The organism is Nocardioides sp. LMS-CY (assembly GCF_018732145.1).
Lineage (GTDB): Bacteria > Actinomycetota > Actinomycetes > Propionibacteriales > Nocardioidaceae > Nocardioides > Nocardioides soli.
In genome coordinates this window covers 2,239,949-2,258,078 of sequence record NZ_CP076104.1, presented here as the reverse complement: position 1 = coordinate 2,258,078, position 18,130 = coordinate 2,239,949, and the positions used below count along the sequence as shown (strand labels likewise).

Annotated in this window: 16 protein-coding genes; 1 reads left to right on the top strand and 15 read right to left on the bottom strand. The window is 70.0% G+C overall.

Going from position 1 to position 18,130, the window contains the following annotated elements; translation table 11 throughout:
* Window positions 1-157: 157 nt before the first annotated feature.
* The 15 genes from KM427_RS10940 to KM427_RS10865 all read right to left on the bottom strand — a co-directional run bounded on the left by KM427_RS10940 (window position 158) and on the right by KM427_RS10865 (window position 16,142).
* On the bottom strand, window positions 158-1,150 hold the full coding sequence (locus KM427_RS10940; RefSeq protein ID WP_183590403.1) for a threonine aldolase family protein: 993 nt from the start codon (window positions 1,148-1,150) through the stop codon (window positions 158-160).
* Between the two features lie 176 nt (window positions 1,151-1,326).
* Window positions 1,327-1,653: a helix-turn-helix domain-containing protein gene (locus KM427_RS10935; protein WP_215527198.1), complete on the bottom strand. Its 327-nt coding sequence runs from the start codon at window positions 1,651-1,653 to the stop codon at window positions 1,327-1,329.
* A 69-nt stretch (window positions 1,654-1,722) separates the two neighbouring features.
* Window positions 1,723-2,064 carry a helix-turn-helix domain-containing protein gene (locus KM427_RS10930; protein WP_215527197.1) on the bottom strand — a complete coding sequence of 114 codons (342 nt, stop codon included), beginning with the start codon at window positions 2,062-2,064 and terminating at the stop codon, window positions 1,723-1,725.
* 418 nt (window positions 2,065-2,482) lie between these two features.
* Window positions 2,483-3,016, bottom strand: a complete 534-nt coding sequence (locus KM427_RS10925) for a hypothetical protein (protein WP_215527196.1) — start codon at window positions 3,014-3,016, stop codon at window positions 2,483-2,485.
* The gene (locus KM427_RS10920) at window positions 3,013-3,660 is read right to left on the bottom strand and encodes a hypothetical protein (RefSeq protein WP_215527195.1); all 648 of its coding nucleotides are present in this window, start codon (window positions 3,658-3,660) and stop codon (window positions 3,013-3,015) included. The genes KM427_RS10925 and KM427_RS10920 overlap by 4 nt, the downstream gene beginning before the upstream one ends.
* The gene (locus tag KM427_RS10915) at window positions 3,657-4,838 is read right to left on the bottom strand and encodes an MlaD family protein (protein WP_215527194.1); all 1,182 of its coding nucleotides are present in this window, start codon (window positions 4,836-4,838) and stop codon (window positions 3,657-3,659) included. The genes KM427_RS10920 and KM427_RS10915 overlap by 4 nt, the downstream gene beginning before the upstream one ends.
* Window positions 4,838-6,268 carry an MCE family protein gene (locus KM427_RS10910; RefSeq protein ID WP_215527193.1) on the bottom strand — a complete coding sequence of 477 codons (1,431 nt, stop codon included), beginning with the start codon at window positions 6,266-6,268 and terminating at the stop codon, window positions 4,838-4,840. The genes KM427_RS10915 and KM427_RS10910 overlap by 1 nt, the downstream gene beginning before the upstream one ends.
* Window positions 6,265-7,317: an MCE family protein gene (locus tag KM427_RS10905; RefSeq protein WP_215527192.1), complete on the bottom strand. Its 1,053-nt coding sequence runs from the start codon at window positions 7,315-7,317 to the stop codon at window positions 6,265-6,267. The genes KM427_RS10910 and KM427_RS10905 overlap by 4 nt, the downstream gene beginning before the upstream one ends.
* On the bottom strand, window positions 7,314-8,327 hold the full coding sequence (locus KM427_RS10900) for an MCE family protein (protein ID WP_252275273.1): 1,014 nt from the start codon (window positions 8,325-8,327) through the stop codon (window positions 7,314-7,316). Before KM427_RS10900 ends, KM427_RS10905 begins: the two co-directional genes overlap by 4 nt.
* Entirely contained in the window at window positions 8,327-9,400 is a 1,074-nt protein-coding gene (locus KM427_RS10895) for an MCE family protein (RefSeq protein ID WP_215527191.1), read from the bottom strand. Before KM427_RS10895 ends, KM427_RS10900 begins: the two co-directional genes overlap by 1 nt.
* Entirely contained in the window at window positions 9,397-10,779 is a 1,383-nt protein-coding gene (locus tag KM427_RS10890) for an MCE family protein (protein WP_215527190.1), read from the bottom strand. Before KM427_RS10890 ends, KM427_RS10895 begins: the two co-directional genes overlap by 4 nt.
* The gene (locus KM427_RS10885; protein ID WP_252275271.1) at window positions 10,776-11,642 is read right to left on the bottom strand and encodes an MlaE family ABC transporter permease; all 867 of its coding nucleotides are present in this window, start codon (window positions 11,640-11,642) and stop codon (window positions 10,776-10,778) included. The genes KM427_RS10890 and KM427_RS10885 overlap by 4 nt, the downstream gene beginning before the upstream one ends.
* A gap of 34 nt (window positions 11,643-11,676) precedes the next feature.
* Window positions 11,677-13,437 (bottom strand): ABC transporter permease, encoded by a 1,761-nt coding sequence (locus KM427_RS25900; protein WP_502887153.1) that lies wholly within the window; start codon window positions 13,435-13,437, stop codon window positions 11,677-11,679.
* 131 nt (window positions 13,438-13,568) lie between these two features.
* A complete protein-coding gene (locus tag KM427_RS10870) occupies window positions 13,569-14,552 on the bottom strand; it encodes a hypothetical protein (protein ID WP_215527189.1) in 984 nt (327 codons plus the stop codon).
* A 201-nt stretch (window positions 14,553-14,753) separates the two neighbouring features.
* On the bottom strand, window positions 14,754-16,142 hold the full coding sequence (locus KM427_RS10865; protein ID WP_215527188.1) for a hypothetical protein: 1,389 nt from the start codon (window positions 16,140-16,142) through the stop codon (window positions 14,754-14,756).
* Window positions 16,143-16,510: 368 nt separating this feature from the next.
* Between KM427_RS10865 and KM427_RS10860 the strand changes: the two genes are divergently transcribed.
* Window positions 16,511-18,046: an Ig-like domain repeat protein gene (locus KM427_RS10860; RefSeq protein ID WP_215527187.1), complete on the top strand. Its 1,536-nt coding sequence runs from the start codon at window positions 16,511-16,513 to the stop codon at window positions 18,044-18,046.
* The last annotated feature ends 84 nt before the right edge of the window (window positions 18,047-18,130 follow it).

The window sequence follows — 18,130 nt, the reverse complement described above, 5'->3', positions numbered from 1 at the left end:
CTGGTTGCGGGTGGCTCGGGGCGCGGCGGGCGGGCGGGCGTTTCACCAAGGGATGAGGGCCGAGCCGCGCATCCCTGGCTGAACTCACCTGGGGAGCCGCCACCCCACCGTCATCCCTTGATGAAGCATCCCCTCCCGGGGCGACGAGGCGCCGCGCCTAAAGCCGGGCGAGCACCGCGGCGGCCTTCTCGGCGTCGTCGCGGCTGACGTCGAGATGGGTCACCAGGCGGACGGCGGTGGGGCCGACCGCGGAGACCAGCACACCCTGTTCCGCAGCGGCTGCCACGAACGCCGCGGCGTCGGAGCGCTGCGCGACCACGATGTTGGTGTCGACGGTCGCCGGGTCGACGCCGCAGGCCTCGGCGAGCACCCGGGCGTGGGCGTGGTCGTCGGCGAGCCGCTCGACGTGGTGGTCGAGCGCGTGCAGTCCGGCGGCGGCCAGGATGCCCGCCTGTCGCATCCCGCCGCCCATCCGCTTGCGCCATACCCGCGCCTCGGCGATGGCGTCGCGGCTGCCGACCATGAGCGAGCCGACCGGCGCGCCGAGTCCCTTGGACAGGCAGACCGCCAGCACGTCGGCGACCGCGCCGTACTCGACGAGCGGCGTGCCGGTCGCGACGTGCGCGTTCCAGATGCGCGCGCCGTCCATGTGGACGCCGACCCCCACACCGGTGGCGTACTCGCGCAGGTCGCGGAGATCCTGGAGCGGCAGCACCGCTCCCCCGGCGAAGTTGTGCGTGTTCTCGACCGAGATCGCGGTGGTCGCCACGAAGAACGGGCCCATGTCGGGCGCGAAGATCGACCGGATCGTCGGCAGGTCGACCTGGCCCCGCGGGTGGATCCAGGTCCGCATCGTCAGGCCGGTGTAGGCGCCGTGTGCACCCAGCTCGGCACGAGCGATGTGGGCGCTCGCCTCGCAGAGCACCTCCTGACCGGCGGCGACGAGGGAGCGTACGGCGAGCACGTTGGCCATCGAGCCGGTCGGGGTGAACAGCGCCGCCTCGTGACCGAACAGTCCCGCGACCCGCTCCTCCAACCGGATCACCGTCGGGTCCTCGCCGTACACGTCGTCACCCACCTCCGCCCGGGCCATCGCGGCGCGCATCTCGTCGGTGGGCTTGGTGAGGGTGTCGGAGCGCAGGTCGATCACGCGGCAATCCTGCCAGCCGGCCGCTCGGCGCCGGTCGACACCATGCCGCTGGGGCCGATGTCGCATGTAACGCCGGGTTATCGGCTGTTCCCACCAGGTTGCAGCATGGTGGGAACAGCGAGTAACCCGGCGTTACATGCGATCACGCGCAGCGAACGACCGGCCCGGCGACGCCGTCACCCCTGCCGTGCGCCCTGCTCGGGACCGGCGGCCTCGGGGATCGGCCGGGCAGCATCAACGAGGTAGGCGGCCTCGATGTGCAGCGCCTGGGCGAGGACGATGATCGTGTCGAGCCGGGGGTTGCCCGGCCCGTGGCGACCGGTGACCGGGTCGCGGGCGTTGTTGCGGCAGTGCTCGATGTTCTGGATCTGGTTGCGGCTGAGGCCGGTGCGGCCGGCGAGCTCGTCCTGGCTGAGTCCCAGGGCCTCGCGGGCCGCCCGCACCTTGAGTCCGAGTAACCTCGCGACCTCGCCGGAGGCGTGGGCGATGCTCCTGGCCGACATGCACCCACCCTGCCGGTGACCCCACCGACGGGCCGCCATACCTGTTTGGCCAATCGAGCGGTGCGCAGCTCAGGCCGGAGCGTCCGGAGACTCGGGCTCGGAGTCAGGCTCCGGCTCCGGCTCGGGGGCAGCCTGGGTCGGGTCGACGAGGTAGGTGACGTCGATGTCGAGGACCTCGGCGAGGATGAAGATCGTGTCGAGCCGGGGGTTGCCGGGCCCGGGACGGCCGGTCACCGGATCACGCGTGTTGTTGCGGCAGTGCTCGATGTTCTGGATCTGGTTGCGGCTGATGCCGGTGCGGCCGGCCAGCTCGTCCTGGCTGAATCCGCGGGCCTCCCGAGCGGCCCTCACCTTGCGACCCAGTAGCCTGGCGGCGTCCTCGTAGTTGCGCGCAACTCTCCTCTCCGACACGCGCTCACCCTGTCGGTCATCAGCCTCGGAGACCGCCAAATATGTTGGGTATCCAGGGTGAGATTGGTCGCTCTGCTCCGGTCGGGTCGCTGGGGTGGTTTCGAGGCTCGGGCCTGGCGGCCCTCGCACCTCAACCACCGCCTGCCACGGCGGTTGAGGTGCGACGAGCGCCAGCGAGGAGCCTCGAAACCACCGACCGTCCCCACAGGGGTTTCGAGGCTCAGGCGCTGGCGCGCCTTCACACCTCAACCACCGCCTGCCACGGCGGTTGAGGTGCGACGAGCGCCAGCGAGGAGCCTCGAAACCACCCCGAGCGCTCACCGGGTTTCGAGGCTCGGGCCTGGCGGCCCTCACACCTCAACCACCGTCAAGCCCGGCGGCCCTCCCCACACGGTGGTTGAGGCGCGACGGGCTGCGATCAGAGCGGCTTCAGGCCGGTGATCACCCAGGTGTCGCCGGAGCGCTCCGCCGTGACCGCCAGCTGCGCCGCGGAGACCGAGGCCTCCTGGTCCTTCTTGCGGAGGCTCTTCTGGTCGACGAAGACCAGCAGGGTGGCCTTGTCGTCGGTGAGCTCCTCGACCCCGGCGACCTGCACCTGCGCGGTCAGGGTGAGCTTCTGGCCGGGGGCCCGCTCCTGGAGGCTGGCGAACAGGGTGTCGTACTCCTCGCGGGCCTGGCCCTCCAGCACCTGGTCGGCGAAGGCCCGGGTTGCGTCGGGCTGGGAGTAGTCGTAGCTCAGCACCTGGGTCAGGCCGCGCGACACGTCGGCGACCATGCCCTCCTGGATCGACTTGTCCAGCATGGCCCGGTTCTCCAGGGCCGGGTCGGTCTTCAGGGTCTGGGTCTGCCAGACCAGTACGGCCGCGACCACCAGCAGCGCGACCGCCAGTCCGACCACCAGCCCGCGGAGCGTCGCCACGCTGCGCAGCAGCCGGGCCGCCCGCGCCTTCACAGTCCCACCGCCACTTGCTGCAGGTTCTCGATCTTCCACTCCCCGTCGACCCGCACCAGGTCGGCGGAGAACCGGTTGCGCTTCACGGCCGGCTCCTCGGTCCCTTCGTCGTCACGCACGGTGACCTCGACCGCGACGATCAGCGTCGCGGACCGGTCGGTGAGATCGGTGAGCGCTGCCTGGACGACGCGACCGGTGGCGATCTTGCCCTGGTCGGCGAGCATCTGCTGCTCGTCGTCGCCGACCGCGAGCAGCTGGTCGTGCATCACGCCGGTGGACACGGCCTGCCAGGCCTTGATCCCTCCCTCGACGTCGCGGTGGTCCATCGAGGTCATCGTCTCGACCGCGGCGGTGCCCTCGATCACCGCGCTGTCGCGCAGCGCGGCACGATCCCGGTCCGGGTCGCCGTCGGCGTCGCGCCAGGCCAGGAACGCTACGACGACCGCCACCACCGAGATCGCCAGGAGCAGCCACGCGAGCCCGCCCACGCGGGGCCGCCGGGACGCCGGCGGCGCCCCGTCGTCCTCGCCGGGCAGACCCGACTCGTGCGACTGATCCGGCGAGTCCGCGTCGTTCGAGTCCTCCGGCTCGTCCGGCAGGTTCGGCTCGTTCGGCTCGTTCGGCTCCTCGGGCACATCGCTCACGGCCTGCCGCCCATGAGGTCCTCCAGGCTCTCAGCCGAGCTCAGCGCGGTGGTGCGCACGTTCTTCTTCTCCTTGTCGCCGCCGCCCAGGACCGCCTGCGGGCCCCGCACGTTGATACCAGAGGACGGGTCGGCGGTGCAGCCGGCCTTCGTGTTGAACGGCTTGCCCGGGCTGGTGTCGGTGCCCTGACGCATCTCGGTTCCCTCGTAGCCCGCGACACACGGCAGCGGGTTGAAGAAGGACAGCTGCAGACCGGACTGCATGCCCTTGCTGGTCATCACCGCGTAGGTGATCGAGATGCCCTCGGGCAGCCGGATCATGGTCTCCTTGACCCCGTCGGCGTTGGTGCCGAAGACCTCTGCGGTCGAGATCAGGTTGCTCATCAGCTCGCCGAGCGGCGCGCCGACCGTGCCGAACAGCTTGTCCAGCTCACGGGCCGCGGCGGGGGTCTGCTGCACCAGGCGGCGCCAGTCCTTGTCCTGCTCCGCGAGCGAGTGCGCCAGCAGGTTCAGGTCCTTGCTGAAGCTCTGGAAGCTCGAAGCCGCGGCCTCCTGCGTCGCCAGCACCCGGCCGGAGTTGTCGATCAGGCTGACCGTCGTCAGGAAGTTGCGGTCGGCGGTCTTCGCGAACTCGGTGGAGGTCTTCAGCAGGCGGGCCATGTTCTCGCCGTTGCCGCGGGTGAACTCGTACGTCTCGTCGATCACGGTGTTCAGCGCGTCCGACGGGATCGAGTCGAGCAGGTCCCGGCTGCTGCGCAGCAGGCCGTCGATCGAGGGCGGCAGGTCGGCGGCGGTGAGCGTCAGCTCCGAGCCCTCCTCCAGCGTCTTGCCGTCGGTCGAGCCGCCACGCAGGTCGAGGTACTGCTCGCCGATGGCGGAGCGGTCCACCACCCTGCCCTGCACCTGGGCCGGGATCGGCGGCGCGCCCCGGCTGATCCGGACCTCGGCCTGGGCACCGTCCTGGTCGGCGTCCAGCGACTCCACCAGGCCGACCGGCACCCCGCGGTAGGTGACCTCGGAGCCCTCGAAGAGGCCGCCTGCGTTCGGCATGTAGACCGTGACCCGGTAGCCGCCGATGTAGCGGTCCAGGCCGACATAGTGCACCGCCAGGAACGTCGTGGTGCACACGGCGACCACTACGAAGACGAGCACCTTGCCCTTCGTCATCCAGGTGAGCATCAGCCCTCCTCCCCTGCGGACGACGCTGCCGACGATGGTGCGGACGACGACGCGGACGAGCTCGCGCTCTGGCTGGGCACCTGCACCGACGGCTGCGGCAGACCCGGCAGCGCCGAGTCGGTGGGCGGCAGCAGGCTGGGCGTGGGCGAGACCGACGTCGGCGGCTTGGCGGAGTCCGTCGCACCGTCCGTCGAGGCGCTGCCCGACGGGCTCGGCGAGCCCGACCCGCTCGCACTCGGCGACGACGAGCCGCTGGCGCTCGGCGACGAGGACGGGCTCGCCTTCTTCTCACCGCGCCGGGCGGCTGCGCCCTGCTGGACGCCGGAGCCCGAGCTGCCGGCGAAGGGGTCGACAGGCGGCAGCGTCCCGGTGTCGGGGTACTGCGGCCAGGGGCACCCCATGCCCGTGCAGGTGTCGGGCAGCGAGGCGTAGTTCGCGGTCACGAACACGTTCATGTAGTCACCCTTGATCGCGTCGAGCACCGAGTCCGGGAACGGGTAGGTGAGCAGCAGCTCCAGCGAGTTCGGCAGGGCGGCGCCCGACGCGGCCAGCTCGCGCAGGATCGGCTCGAGCAGCTCCATGTCCTTGACCATGTCCTTCTGGGACGCGTCCAGGGTCCGGATGCTGACCTGCCCGAGCTTGTCCAGGGCCTGCAGCATCTTGACCAGCTGGGTGCGCTGCTCGGTCAGCACCTGCATGCCGGGGCTCAGCCCCTCCAGCGCCTCCGCGATCTTGTCCTTGTCGCGGTCCAGCGTCGCGGAGAGGGTGGCCATGGAGTCGAGCGCGTCGGTGATCGCGCCCTTGCGCGCATCGAGGTTGGCCATGAATGCCTCCATGTTGCGCAGGAAGCCCCGGATCTCGCCGGGCCGGCCGGCGGAGACCTGCTGCAGCTCGCGCGAGATGTCGCGGAACTTGGCGATGCCGCCGCCGTTGACCACCAGCGACAGCGCGCCGAGCACCTGCTCGATCTCGGCCACCTGGCTGGTGTCGGCGATCGGGATGTTGGCGCCCGACGTCAGCGCCGGGCCCGAGGTCGACTTGACGGGCCGGATCAGCGCGACGTACTTCTCGCCCAGCAGCGAGGTCTGCTGCAGCCGGGCCGTGGTGCCCTTCGGGAGTACGACGTCGCCGCGCACCAGCAGGGTGGCCCGGGCGGTGCGCCCGTCGGGGTTGAGCTCGATCGAGGCGACCCGGCCGACCGCGATGTTCTCCACCTTGACGCTGCTCTGCGGCACCAGGTCGACGACGTCGTCGAAGTCCGCGGTGATCTCCAGCGGGTGGTCGCCGACGTCGGCGCCACCGGGCAGCGGGGTGTTGTAGAGGTCCTTGCCCAGGCTGCACCCGGACAGCAGCAGCGCCAGGCCCATCGTCAGGGCCAACGCGAGGGTCACGACCGGCCGGCGCCGGAAGGTACGACGGCGGGAGCTCATCGGCGTCCCTCCTCGCCCGCGCCGCCCAGCATCGTCGGCGGGGCCTTGCGCGAGGTCTGGGCGGTCAGGCCGTCGGTCGACCACAGGGAGACCTCGTTGACGTTGCCGCGGCCGGCGATCACGTTCTGCTCGGGCACGTAGGCGTCGCTGAGGTTGTGCAGCAGCAGCGGCGCCAGCTTGATCATCTCGTCGAGCGACTGCTGCTGCTTCTTCAGCGCCTTGGCCGTCGGCACCAGCTGCTTCACGCTGGAGCGGAGGTTGGCGCGGTTCTCCTCGATGAAGTCGTCGAGCACCGCCATCGCGCCGGCCAGGTTCTTGGCCATCCGGCCCATGTCGTCGCGGTCGTCGGCCAGGTAACCGGCCACGTCGGCGAACTGGTTGCTCACCTTCAGCACCGCGCTGTCGTTGGCCACCAGCATCTGGTTGAGCTGGTCGAGGTTGGCCAGCATGGAGAAGAAGCTGTCGTCCACGTTCGACAGGGTCGCGCTGGCCTTGCCGAACTCGCGGATCATCGTGTTCAGGTTCTCGCCCTGCCCGTCGAGGTTGTCGGCGCCCACCTCGAGCAGCCGGGTCAGGGCGCCGTTGCGGTTGGCGCCGCGGGGGCCGAGGGCCTCGGCCATGTCCTTCAGCCCGGCGTACAGGTCGTCGATCTCGACGGGCACCGCGGTGTCCTTGCGCGCGATGACGGTGCCGCTGCTCAGCTTGGCGCCGGAGCCCTCGACCCAGGGCTCGGTCATCTGCACGAACCGGTCGCTGACCATGGTCGGTGCGATGATCACGGCCTTGGTGTCGGCGGCGATCGGCTGGTCCGCGTCGATCTCCATGGTGACCCGCACGCTCTCGCCCTCGGCGCTCACCACGGTGACCTTGCCGACGGGTACGCCGAGCACCTGCACGTCCGACCCGGGGTAGAGACCCACGGTGGAGTCGAAGAGCGCGACCACCGTGATCGGCTCGGTGCGCAGCATCATCCGCGCCCCGAGCGCGCCGGCCACCACCATGGTGACCACCAGCGCGGTCACCAGGCCACGGCGCAGGGCGTGACTCATGAGGCACCTCCGGGGTAGCAGTTGCGGACCACGTCGTTCTCCAGCACCGGCTCGTTGTTCTGGTCGAAGAGACCGCACAGGTAGGCGTCCACCCAGCGCCCGTTGCCGAGGGCCGAGCCCAGCATCCGGTAGTAGGGGCCGAGCTTCGCCAGGGCCTGGTCGAGGTTCTTCTGGTTGTCGTTGAGGATCGCGCTGACCCGGTCGAGCTTGCGCAGCGCCGGCGCGAGGGTCTCCTCGTTGTCCTCGACCAGGCCGCGCAGCTGCTCGCCGAGCTCGGAGCTGCCGACGAAGAGCGCGTGCACCGCCTTGCGACGCTTCTGCAGCTCGCCGAGCAGGTCCGAGCCGTCGTTGATGAGTGCCGCCAGCTCGGTGTTGCGGCTGGCGAGGGTGCCGGTGACACCGTCGGTGGCCGTCAGGAGCCGGTCCAGCTCGGTGTCGCGCGAGGAGATGGTCCGGGACAGGTCGGTCAGGCCGGCAACCATCCGCTGCACCGACTCCGGGGTGTCCTCGAACGCGTCGGCCAACGCGTCGAAGCTGGCCTCGAGCTTGACGGTGTCGATCTCGCCGAAGGTGCTGGCCATGTCGGACACGGCGGCGTTCACGTCGTACGGCGTGGTGGTGCGCGCCAGCGGGATGGGCCCGTCGAGCGAGCCGGTGCCGAGCGGGTCGAGGGCGACGAACTTCTGCCCGAGCATCGTCTTGACCTTGATCGCCGCGGTCGTCTCGTCGTGCAGGTCCACGCCCTTGGCCTGGAAGCTGACCACGACCTGGTTGCCGTCGAGCCGCACGTCGGTGACCTCGCCGACCCGGACGCCGGCCACCCGGACCTCGTTGCCGGGGCGCAGGCCGCCGGCCTCGGTGAAGACCGCCTGGTAGACCTTGCCGTCACCGATGATCGGCAGGCCGCTCATGTTCATCGCAGCCAGGAAGGCCACCCCCATGACGAGCAGGCCGGCCAGCGCCAGCACCACCCGGTTGCGTTCGGCGAACGCGCGTGGGAACCGAGGCATCAGCGACACCTCCCGGCGACCGGCTGCACACCGAGATCACCCATGTAGCCCTCGGCCATCGGGATCCGTCCGTCCATGGAGCACATGTAGAAGTTGAGCCACGAGCCGTAGCTGGCGGTCCGGCCGATGCGGTCGAGCTTGATCGGCAGCTTCTTCAGGAAGCTGTCGACCTGGTCGCTGTGCTTGTCGAGGTTCGCCGAGAGCACGCCCACGTGGGTGATCGACTTGCGCAGCGGCGGCCGGATGTCGTGCATCAGGTCGGCGACCCGGGAGGTCAGCTCGCCCATGCCCTCGATGGAGGCGCCGATCGAGGCGCGATCCTGGGAGAGCCCCGAGACCAGCTCCTGCATCGAGACCAGCATCGTGTCGAGCTGCCCGGAGCGCTCGTTGACGGTGGTCATCACGCCGTTCAGGCTGGTGATCAGCTCGCCGATCACCTGGTCCTTCTCGGCCAGCGTCGAGGTCAGGCTCGCGGTGCTCTGCAGCAGCCCGTCGACGGTGGCGCCCTCGCCCTGGAACACCGCGATGATCTGCTCGCTGAGCTTGTTGACGTCGTCGGGGTCGAGCATCCGCAGCAGCGGCCGGAAGCCGTTGAAGAGCACGGTCAGGTCCAGCGCGGGCCGGGTCTCGTCGAGGCCGAAGGTGTGGCCGGGCTTGATCGCGGCCTCGGTGGAAGCGCTCGCGGGCTGGATGTCGCTGCCGGCGCCGGCCCGGGGCGGCTGCTCCACGGCCAGGTAGCGCTGCCCGACGAGGTTGCGGAACTTCAGCTGGATCACCGCGCCCGCATCGACGCGCACGCCCTTGCGGATCGTGAAGGTCACCTTGGCCAGCCGGTTGTCGGTGACCGACACGTCCCGCACGGTGCCGACCTTGACCCCGGCGATCCGGACGTCGTCGCCGCGGTTGACGCTGGTCGCGTCGCTGAAGATCGCGGTGTACTCCTGGGCTTCCCCCGCCGAGCTGTTGCGGATGGTGGTGGCCAGGATCCCGGTCGCCGTCACCGTGATGATCGTGAAGACCAGGCTCTTGATCGCGATGATCCACAGCGGGCCGTGGTTGGCATCCCTACTCATTTCAGCACCACCTTGGTGTTGCGGAGGGTCGGCCCGAGCAGGAGGCTGTTCCAGCGCGGGTACTCGCTCGGCGCCATCCCCTGGGTGGGCGCGACCAGCTCGGCGATCAGCTGGTTCTCCCCCGGCGAGTTCGCCTCGCCGAGCCCGGCCAGCGCCCGCATGTAGGACTGCGCGTTGTCGCCCGGCGGCGGACCGATCTGGGCGGGCTCGCCGGTGGAGGCGTCGGTGGCGTCGTCGCCGACCGGCACCTGCGGCCAGGCCGCCATCCGGGCCGCGCTGGTGTCGGCGCTCCGCCTGGCCGCCTCGGTGCCGACCTCACCGGTCACGTAGGGGCACCGCGGCGGCGGGTTGCCCTGGGTGTACTCGATGTCGTCGACGCCGGCGAGGTACTTGCTGCGGGCCGGCATCACGGTGAGCACGCCGTGCATGCCGGGCTCGTCGGTGCCCGCGCCCAGCGCGTCGTCCATGCGCGGCTTGAAGTTCGCCACCGCCTTGAACAGGCAGGGGAACTGCGAGGCGTAGGGGGACGTGGCCCTCAGGGCGGCCTTGCTCTCCTTGGAGAGCACCACGATGGTGTCGTGGTTGTCGCTGATCCAGCCGCGGGTGGTGTCGGCCGAGCTGATCACGCTGGCGTAGACGTCGCGCAGCCGGGCCTGCTCGTCGACCAGCGTCTGCGAGCTGGTGGTCATCGTGCTCAGCGCGTCGACCAGGTCGGGGACGGCGACGTTCCACTCGTCCGCGACCCGGGCCAGCCGCTCCAGGTCCTCGGTCATCTGCGGCACCTTCGGGTTGAGCTTGGCCACGTAGCGCGACCACTCGACCATCGTGTCGCCGATCTCCTTGCCCTGGCCGCGGAGCATGTCGGAGAACTCGCTGAGCATGGCCGAGAGCTTCTCCGGCTGGATCGCGGTGAGCACGGGCAGCAGGGAGTCGAGCACCTGCTGCAGCTCGGCGGCCTCGGCCGAGGCGTCCTGGTGGATCACGTCGCCGGCCTGCAGGGTCGTGCTGCTGGGCTGCGGCGGCACCACCAGCGCGACGTACCGCTCGCCGAACATGGTCTTGGGCAGCAGCCGGGCGACCACGTTGTCGGGCACCTTGTCCAGCGTCGCGGGGTCCAGCGCCAGCCGCAGGTCGGCGCCCTCGTCGGTGGCGGAGATCTCGGACACCGAACCCACCGGGACGCCGTTGAGCTTGACGTCGGAGCCGACCTGGAGCGCGTTGCCGACCACGTTGGTCTGCAGGATCACGTCGCGGTGCGGCACCAGCACCCGGTTGTAGGACAGGTAGGCCACCACGAGGCCGCCGGCCAGCAGCGACAGGGTGAGCACGCCGAGCAGCACGTCTCGGAGTTGGCCCAGGTTCAGGAAGGGGCGGCTCATCCCGCGATCCTCACCGTCGTGGCCGCGCCCCACAGGGCCATCGAGAGGATCAGGTCCAGCATCGCGACCGCGACCAGGCTGCGGCGTACGGCGCGGCCCACGGCCACGCCGACCCCGGCCGGTCCGCCGGTGGCCTGGTAGCCCATCCGGCAGTGCACCATGATGATCATCACCGAGAAGATCAGCACCTTGACGAAGGACAGCATGATGTCGACGGGCGGCAGGAACAGGTTGAAGTAGTGGTCGTAGGTGCCGGCCGACTGCCCGTAGATGTAGACGGTGACGAACCGTGCGCCGGCGTAGGAGGTGAGCAGCCCGATCACGTAGAGCGGGATGATCGCCACGAAGCCGGCGATCACCCGGGTGGTGATCAGGTAGGGCACCGGCGAGACGGCCATCGCGCTGAGCGCGTCGACCTCCTCGTTGATCCGCATCGCGCCCAGCTGCGCGGTGAACCCGGCGCCGACGGTGGCCGAGAGGGCCAGGGCGGCGACCATGGGCGCCACCTCGCGGGTGTTGAAGTAGGCGGAGATGAAGCCGTTGAGGGCCGAGGCACCGATCTGGTCGAGCGCGGCGTAGCCCTGCATGCCGACCACGAAGCCGACCGAGAGGGTCAGCCCGAGCATCACGCCGATGGTGCCGCCGATCACGGCCAGGGCACCGGAGCCGAAACTGACCTCCGAGAGCAGCCGCAGCACCTCCTTGGGGTAGTGCCGCAGGGTGCCGGGGATGTGCAGCAGCACCTGCACGTAGAAGCGCATGTCGGCGCCGAGCTGCGCGAGCTTGTCCAGCGGACGCCGCAGCAGTCGCGGGGCGCCCGCGGAGAGCCGGCTGGTGTACTTCGGCCGCGCGGGGGCGGCCATCGGAGGAAAGCTGAGAGTGGGGTTGTCGGCCACGTCAGGACCCCTTCATAGGCACCAGCGTCAGGTACAACGCGGTGAGGACGAAGTTGACGAAGAAGAGCAGCAGGAAGGTGATCACCACGGACTGGTTCACCGAGTCGCCGACACCCTTGGGGCCGGGCGCGGTGTTCAGACCCCGGTAGCAGGCGACCACGCCGGCGAGGAACCCGAAGATCACGGCCTTGATCTCGCCGACCCACAGGTCGGAGATCTGGGCCAGCGCGGTGAAGCTGGAGAGGTAGGCGCCGGGGGTGCCGCCCTGCAGGATCACGTTGAAGAAGTAGCCGCCGAGCACGCCGACCACCGAGACCAGGCCGTTGAGCAGCACGGCGCCGATCACGCAGGCGAGCACCCGCGGCACCACGAGGCGCTGCACGGGGTCGAGCCCCATCACCCGCATCGCGTCGATCTCGTCGCGGATGGTGCGGGATCCGATCTCGGCGCAGATCGCGGCACCGCCCGCCCCGGCGATCACCAGGGTGGTCACCATGGGTGCGGCTTGCTGCACCACCGCCAGGACACTCGCGGCGCCGGTCATGGACTGGGCCCCGATCTGCTGGGTCAGGGTGCCGAGCTGGAGCGCGATCACCGCGCCGAGCGGGATCGAGATCAGCATCGCGGGCACCCACGACACGCTGACCACGAACCAGAACTGCTGGAGGGTCTCGGCCCACGAGAAGGGCCGGCGGAAGCCGGCCCTGATCGTGTCGAGCCCGAGGGCGAAGAGACTGCCGGTCGCGGTCAGCGCCCGGGCCGGGAGACCGGGCTTGGGGATGGCCCGCGCTCGGTCATTCTCCTCGTCGTCGGCGATGTACAGGGACGCGGCGCCCGAGCTGACCCGGGCCCGGTGGCGCTCGGCGCTGGCGCGGACCGCCCCGGAGCGCGGCGCCAGCTGGCGCGGCAGCACCTCGATGGCCCGGGCGCCGGCGTGCACCATCGTGGAACCGGGGTAGCCCCCGCCCTCGTAGCCGATCGGGTCGGTGCGCTTGTGGTCGGCCTCCTCGCTCATCCCGATCGGGCCGTCGGGGTCGCCGCTCATGAACTGGCTGACCACCGGGTGGTCGGTCATCAGGAAGTCCTCGCGGGGCCCGAACATCACCAGCTCGCGACGATAGAGCATGCCCAGGTTGTCGGGCAGGGTGCGGGCCAGCTCGATGTTGTGGGTGACGATCAGCATGGTCGCGTCGGTGGCCGCGTTGACCTCGATCAGCAGCTCGGCCAGGTTCGACGTACGCACCGGGTCAAGGCCCGAGTCGGGCTCGTCGACGAGGATGATCTCGGGGTCGGTGACCAGCGACCGGGCCAGGCCGGCGCGCTTCTTCATGCCGCCGGAGATCTCGCCGGGCAGCTTGTGCTCCTGGCCGACCAGGCCGACCATGTCGAGCTTCTCCAGCACGACGTCGCGGATCTTCGACTCCTTGAGCTTGGTGTGCTCGCGCAGCGGGAACGCGACGTTGTCGTAGACGCTCATGGAGCCGAAGAGCGCGCCGTCCTGGAAGAGCACGCCGAACTTCTTGCGCAGCTCGAGCCGCCGCGACTCCCGCGCCGAGACCATGTCGACCCCGTCGATGAGCACCTGCCCGTGCTCGGGCTTGGTGAGCCCGATCAGTGACTTGAGGAAGACCGACTTGCCGGTGCCCGACGGCCCCATCATCGCGGTGATCTCACCGGGCGGCAGGGTCAGCGTGACGTCGTGCCAGATGTTCTGGCGACCGTACGTCTTGCTGAGTCCGATCACTTCGACGGATCCGCCCACGGCGGGCCTCCTGGGTTCGTGGTTGGGTCCCGGCCCGTCGGAGCCGGGGCACTTCTCGTGGCTGAACGCGCTAGGGACGGTGCGCGTCAGCGATCTCGGAAAGAGAGGGACTAGGGGCGGGCCGGGTCACCTCAGTCGCCGGTCCGCTCGGGGTAGACGAACTTCTTGGTTCCGTTGCAGCCGCGCACGTCCTGCAATCCGTCATTGCCCGTCGACGTGGGGTGCGCGTCCTCGATCGTGGAGCCGGGCGTGGCCTGTCCCGGGGCGAGCGGCCACTCGGTGCCCTCCTTCGGCACGACACAAGGCCAGCCCACCCGGGCCGAGACCGGGTTGTCGGGCCCGGAGACGGACAGCGTCATCAGCTTCGAGAGATCATCACCCGAGGCGGTGGTACATCCGGTGAAGGGAGGGATGGTGATGGTGCCAGTCAGCTCGCCGCCATAAAGGGGGCTGAAGAAGGTGGACGGGTCCTGCGACCGGAACCACAACTTGATGTCAGCACGACCTGACTCGTCGAGGTATGAACGAGGAAACGGAATCGTGTAGCTAGGTCCGACGACACGCATAGGCGCCGGCGTGACCGTTCGGCAGTCGCCCGAGAGATCCAGGTCGACCCCGTCCACCCGCACCTGGAGGATCTGGATGTTGAAGGCGTCCTCGACCACTGTCTCACTTGCTACTTGACGGACGGGGTCTTGGATACCCGGCTCGTAGTAATCTGTGCCTCTGAGCGTCGTGGTCAGAGGGATGGGGTAGCCGTTCTCCCGCCGCTGGCTGATCTGCACGGTGGCCTCGACCGGCATGAGGCCGAAGCCGACCGAGCGGACCGTGATCGGCGCCATGTACCCGTAGTTCTCCGGCGCTCCGTTCGGCGAGACGATGTAGGCCTCTCCGAAGGCGCCGTAGCTCCAAGAATCTGGCTCCCTTGGTTCGTAGATGAGCGCCGCGGTGAAGGTGACCATCCCATCGGGGCTTCGGAACCACTGCTTGGCCCGCTTCGCGTAGGAGATGCCGCCCTGCGACGCGCCGCCCCAGGACGAACCGGTGGTGCCGTCGGGGTCCGGGAGCCCCGGGTACCACTCGTCGGCGCGCGACGACTGGGCACCGAGGACCATCGCCGCGCACAGCGCGGCCGCCCAGCACGCGCGACGGAGGAGTCTGCTTCTCTGCACACCGGAACCCTCCCCGGTGACGCCCCTCACAGCAACCGGAACCGGCAACTCCGTCCGACGATCCCCGCATAGTTGTCACCCCGATGACAACTGGCCGGTGACCCGGCGACCGACTGGTCGCCGGGCCACCGGCTGGGTCGTGGGTCAGGGCGCCGGCCGGAAGTCGATCGGTCCGTCCGACGTGACGTCGAAGGTGAGGTCGAGGGTGATCGCGTTCCCGGTGCTGACGTGGCCAAAACACCAACTAGGGGCGGCCGGGTTGCCCGAGACCGCGAGGCCACTGCCGACTAGCCTCAGCTCCTGGGCGCCGCCGGGCCGAACTGCCTCGTGGAACTCCACGGCGACGCTGCCACCGACCCACAGGTGGCACGGACCACCCGGCGCATTGACCTCGACGCAGGCCCTGCCGGTGCCGTCACTCAGGTGGGCCACGCCGGAGACGAAGTCGGGGTCGTGGGACGCCTTGTAACCGGTGTCGCTGAGGCCGTTGTGGACGAGGTCGTCGTTCATGTCCACGTCGACGTCGCAGCCGGTGATGCGCCAGACGTTCGCGCTCCAGCTCGGGTAGAAGGAAACGCAGCTGAGGTTGAGGTCATCGAGAGTGAAGGCCGGATCGGCGGTGCCCCCACCGTGCACCTCACCGTCGATAGTGCCGCTCGAGCAGCCTAGGTCGAGGTAGCCCTGGAAGGTCTGCATGCGCATGCCGCCGCTCGTGAGCACAGCATGGAGGTCGTAGTCGGCGTCGGCATCGCTGCCCCCCACCGCGACCCCGGCGACGGGACCGTGCGAAGCGGTGGCGTTCGCGTCCGGAGCGAAGTCGACGGCCCGGAAGGTGGCGCCGGACACGCGCACATCGAAGGTCACGTCGAGGTCGAGGCCGGCACCGGCGCTGACGATGCCCAGGCAACCCGTGGGAGCCTGGGCGCCGCCCGCGACCGTGAGACCCGTGCCGACCAGCCTGAGCTCCTGGTGGTCGACGCCGTCTACCGGCGTGGCCGCCTCGTGGAACTCGGCGTCGACGGCGCCGCCGATCCACAGCGTGCAGCCGCTGTTGGTGGTGACCCGCACGCAAGGCTCGCCGCCGCTGCCGGTCAGGTCGGCGAGGCCGGCGACGGAGCCGGGGCCGGTGTCGCCGAGGCCGGCGTGGACGTCGTGGTCGTCCATCGTCACCTCGACGTCGCAGCCGGAGAGGTCCATGTCGACCGTGGTGCCGGGGATGAAGGAGTCGCAGTCGAGGCTGAGCTCGTCGAAGGTGAAGGCCGGGGCGGGCCGGACGCCCGTAGTGCCGCCGTTGACCCGGCCGGCTGCGGTCCCCCCGACGCAGCCGAGCTCGCCGTTGCCGAACAGCGTCTGCATGTGGACGCCGGCCTCCTCGAGCACGCCGTCGAGGTCGTAGCCGGTGTCGGCGGCGCTGCCGCCGACCAGCACCTGGCCGATGGCGAGCGGGGTGGTGGCGTCGGCGGGCGGGATCGGCGCCAGCACGCCGGCGACCGTGGCGGCGCCGACGACGGCGAGCAGCTTGCGGAATCTCATGAAAGGGCTCTCCTGGGTATCGGTGTTGATCCACGTGGATGTGCCGCCGGGCGCCCTCGTGGCACCCGGCGGCCACATGGTCGGGGCCAGGGTCATGGCGCTCGCAAGTCGCAACTGGGGACGGTCGGCGGAAGTAGTCATGCGCATGACAACTCCCGGCCGGGGTGGGCCAGACCGGTGGCCTCACGACCGTCGCCGGACCACCGTCGACGTCGTCTCACGACGATTCGTTATGAGCGGCATCACAACTTTGGCCGATTCCTGTCCTCCCAGTGGCCGAATCGGTGGCGCACAGCGGCTGCGGCCAGCACTATCTGGCCCACCCAGCCCCGGAGGCACTACCTCCACTGATCGTGGGAGAACGAACGATGAGATTGCGCACCCTGCTGGCCACCGCGGTGGCTGGCACCCTTGCCGTCGGGTTAGCCGGCACCGCCCAGGCCGACCCCGTGCTCGCCCCGGCCAAGGCCGGGAAGGTGGTCGCCTGGGGCACCTCGGCCGACCCCCTGGCGGGCCCCGCCCTGACGGTGCCCGGCGACCTGCCCGGGCCGGTCGTCAGCGTCGCGGCCACCAACCAGGCCACCGCCGTCGTGACCGCCGACGGCCAGATGCGGGCGTGGGGCGCGAGCGACGCCGGCGAGGTCGTCGAGGCGCCGACGGACGTCACCGACGCGGTGTCCGTCGCTCTCTCGGGTGGCCACGGAGCCGTGCTGCACGCGGACGGCAAGGTCACCGCTTGGGGGCCGACCCCCGACCTGGTCGACGTTCCCAGTGACCTGCGGGCCAAGGCCATCTCGGTGGCGATCGGCACCGGATACGCGGTCCGCACCGACGGCACGCTCGCCGTGTGGGGTACGCCTCCCGACTTCGCACCCCCCAGTGGCCTGACCGACCTGGTGGACGTCTCCGCCGGGCTGTTCTCGGTGATGGCGCTGCGGGCCGACGGAACGATCGAGACGTGGGCCCACCCCTTCTTCGCCGCGTTCAACGACGTGCCGGACTTCGGCGGCAAGAAGGTCACCCAGATCGCCACCGGCAGCACTGCGAACGGCGTCGTGCTGGAGGACGGCACCATCAGGGTGTGGGGTCCCGCACCCCCGGCAGATCTGCCCGACTTCGCCGGCAAGAAGGTCATCGGTCTGGACCTCTACGCGAACGCCGGCGCGATCACCGAGGACGGCGCCGTCTACTCCTGGGGCTCCGTGAACGAGCTCAAGAACAACATTCCCGCCGACTTGCCCGGCCAGCCCCTCGCGGCGATCGCCATGGGTGAGAAGCACGCCGTCGTCGTCGTCACCGAGTTCCGGGAGGTGTCCAAGCCGGCCGTCACGGGCACCCCCCAGGTCGGGCAGACCCTCACCGCTGCGCCGGCGACGTTCTCGCTGACCCCGGACGCGGCCGCCACCGGCCAGTGGTACGCCGGTGCCGACCCGATCAGCGGCCAGACCGGCACCACGCTGGCCCTCGACCAGGCGCTGGTCGGGAAGACGATCAGCTACCGCAGCACCGCGACCCGCGGTGGCAAGACGATCACGTCGGCCTCGAACCAGGTCGGGCCGGTCACCGCGGTCGCCGTCGTCCAGCCGCCGCTGCCGGAGCCGAAGACGAAGGCCGACAGCAAGGTCAAGGCCAAGGTCAAGGTCAAGGGCAAGAGCAAGAAGGTCGCCAAGAAGGTCACGATCACCGTCACCGTGAAGACCAGCGACGGTGTCTCCCCCGCCGGCAAGGTGACCGTCACCCTCAAGGGCAAGACCAAGAAGAAGGTCACCGCCAAGGTCAACGCCAAGGGCAAGGCCAAGGTCACCGTCAAGAAGGTCAAGCGCGGCAAGTACAAGGCGCAGCTGAAGTACGCCGGCAACGCCGACGTGGCCGCGGCCAAGACCACCAAGAAGTTCAAGGTCTGAGCCAGACCACACCACTGCACCAGAGGCACGACCAGGGGGGCGCGGGTTCACACGACGTGAGCCCCGCCCCCCTGCGCATTCGAG

What these genes read in the sequence shown, in the direction of transcription:
- KM427_RS10910 (WP_215527193.1), bottom strand. Translation starts at nt 6,268, where the DNA reads ATGAGCTCCCGCCGTCGTACCTTCCGGCGCCGGCCGGTCGTGACCCTC.
- KM427_RS10905 (WP_215527192.1), bottom strand. Translation starts at nt 7,317, where the DNA reads ATGAGTCACGCCCTGCGCCGTGGCCTGGTGACCGCGCTGGTGGTCACC.
- KM427_RS10915 (WP_215527194.1), bottom strand. Translation starts at nt 4,838, where the DNA reads ATGCTCACCTGGATGACGAAGGGCAAGGTGCTCGTCTTCGTAGTGGTC.
- KM427_RS10935 (WP_215527198.1), bottom strand. Translation starts at nt 1,653, where the DNA reads ATGTCGGCCAGGAGCATCGCCCACGCCTCCGGCGAGGTCGCGAGGTTA.
- KM427_RS10865 (WP_215527188.1), bottom strand. Translation starts at nt 16,142, where the DNA reads ATGAGATTCCGCAAGCTGCTCGCCGTCGTCGGCGCCGCCACGGTCGCC.
- KM427_RS10860 (WP_215527187.1), top strand. Translation starts at nt 16,511, where the DNA reads ATGAGATTGCGCACCCTGCTGGCCACCGCGGTGGCTGGCACCCTTGCC.
- KM427_RS10870 (WP_215527189.1), bottom strand. Translation starts at nt 14,552, where the DNA reads ATGGTCCTCGGTGCCCAGTCGTCGCGCGCCGACGAGTGGTACCCGGGG.
- KM427_RS10885 (WP_252275271.1), bottom strand. Translation starts at nt 11,642, where the DNA reads ATGGCCGCCCCCGCGCGGCCGAAGTACACCAGCCGGCTCTCCGCGGGC.
- KM427_RS10890 (WP_215527190.1), bottom strand. Translation starts at nt 10,779, where the DNA reads ATGAGCCGCCCCTTCCTGAACCTGGGCCAACTCCGAGACGTGCTGCTC.
- KM427_RS10900 (WP_252275273.1), bottom strand. Translation starts at nt 8,327, where the DNA reads ATGCCTCGGTTCCCACGCGCGTTCGCCGAACGCAACCGGGTGGTGCTG.
- KM427_RS10895 (WP_215527191.1), bottom strand. Translation starts at nt 9,400, where the DNA reads ATGAGTAGGGATGCCAACCACGGCCCGCTGTGGATCATCGCGATCAAG.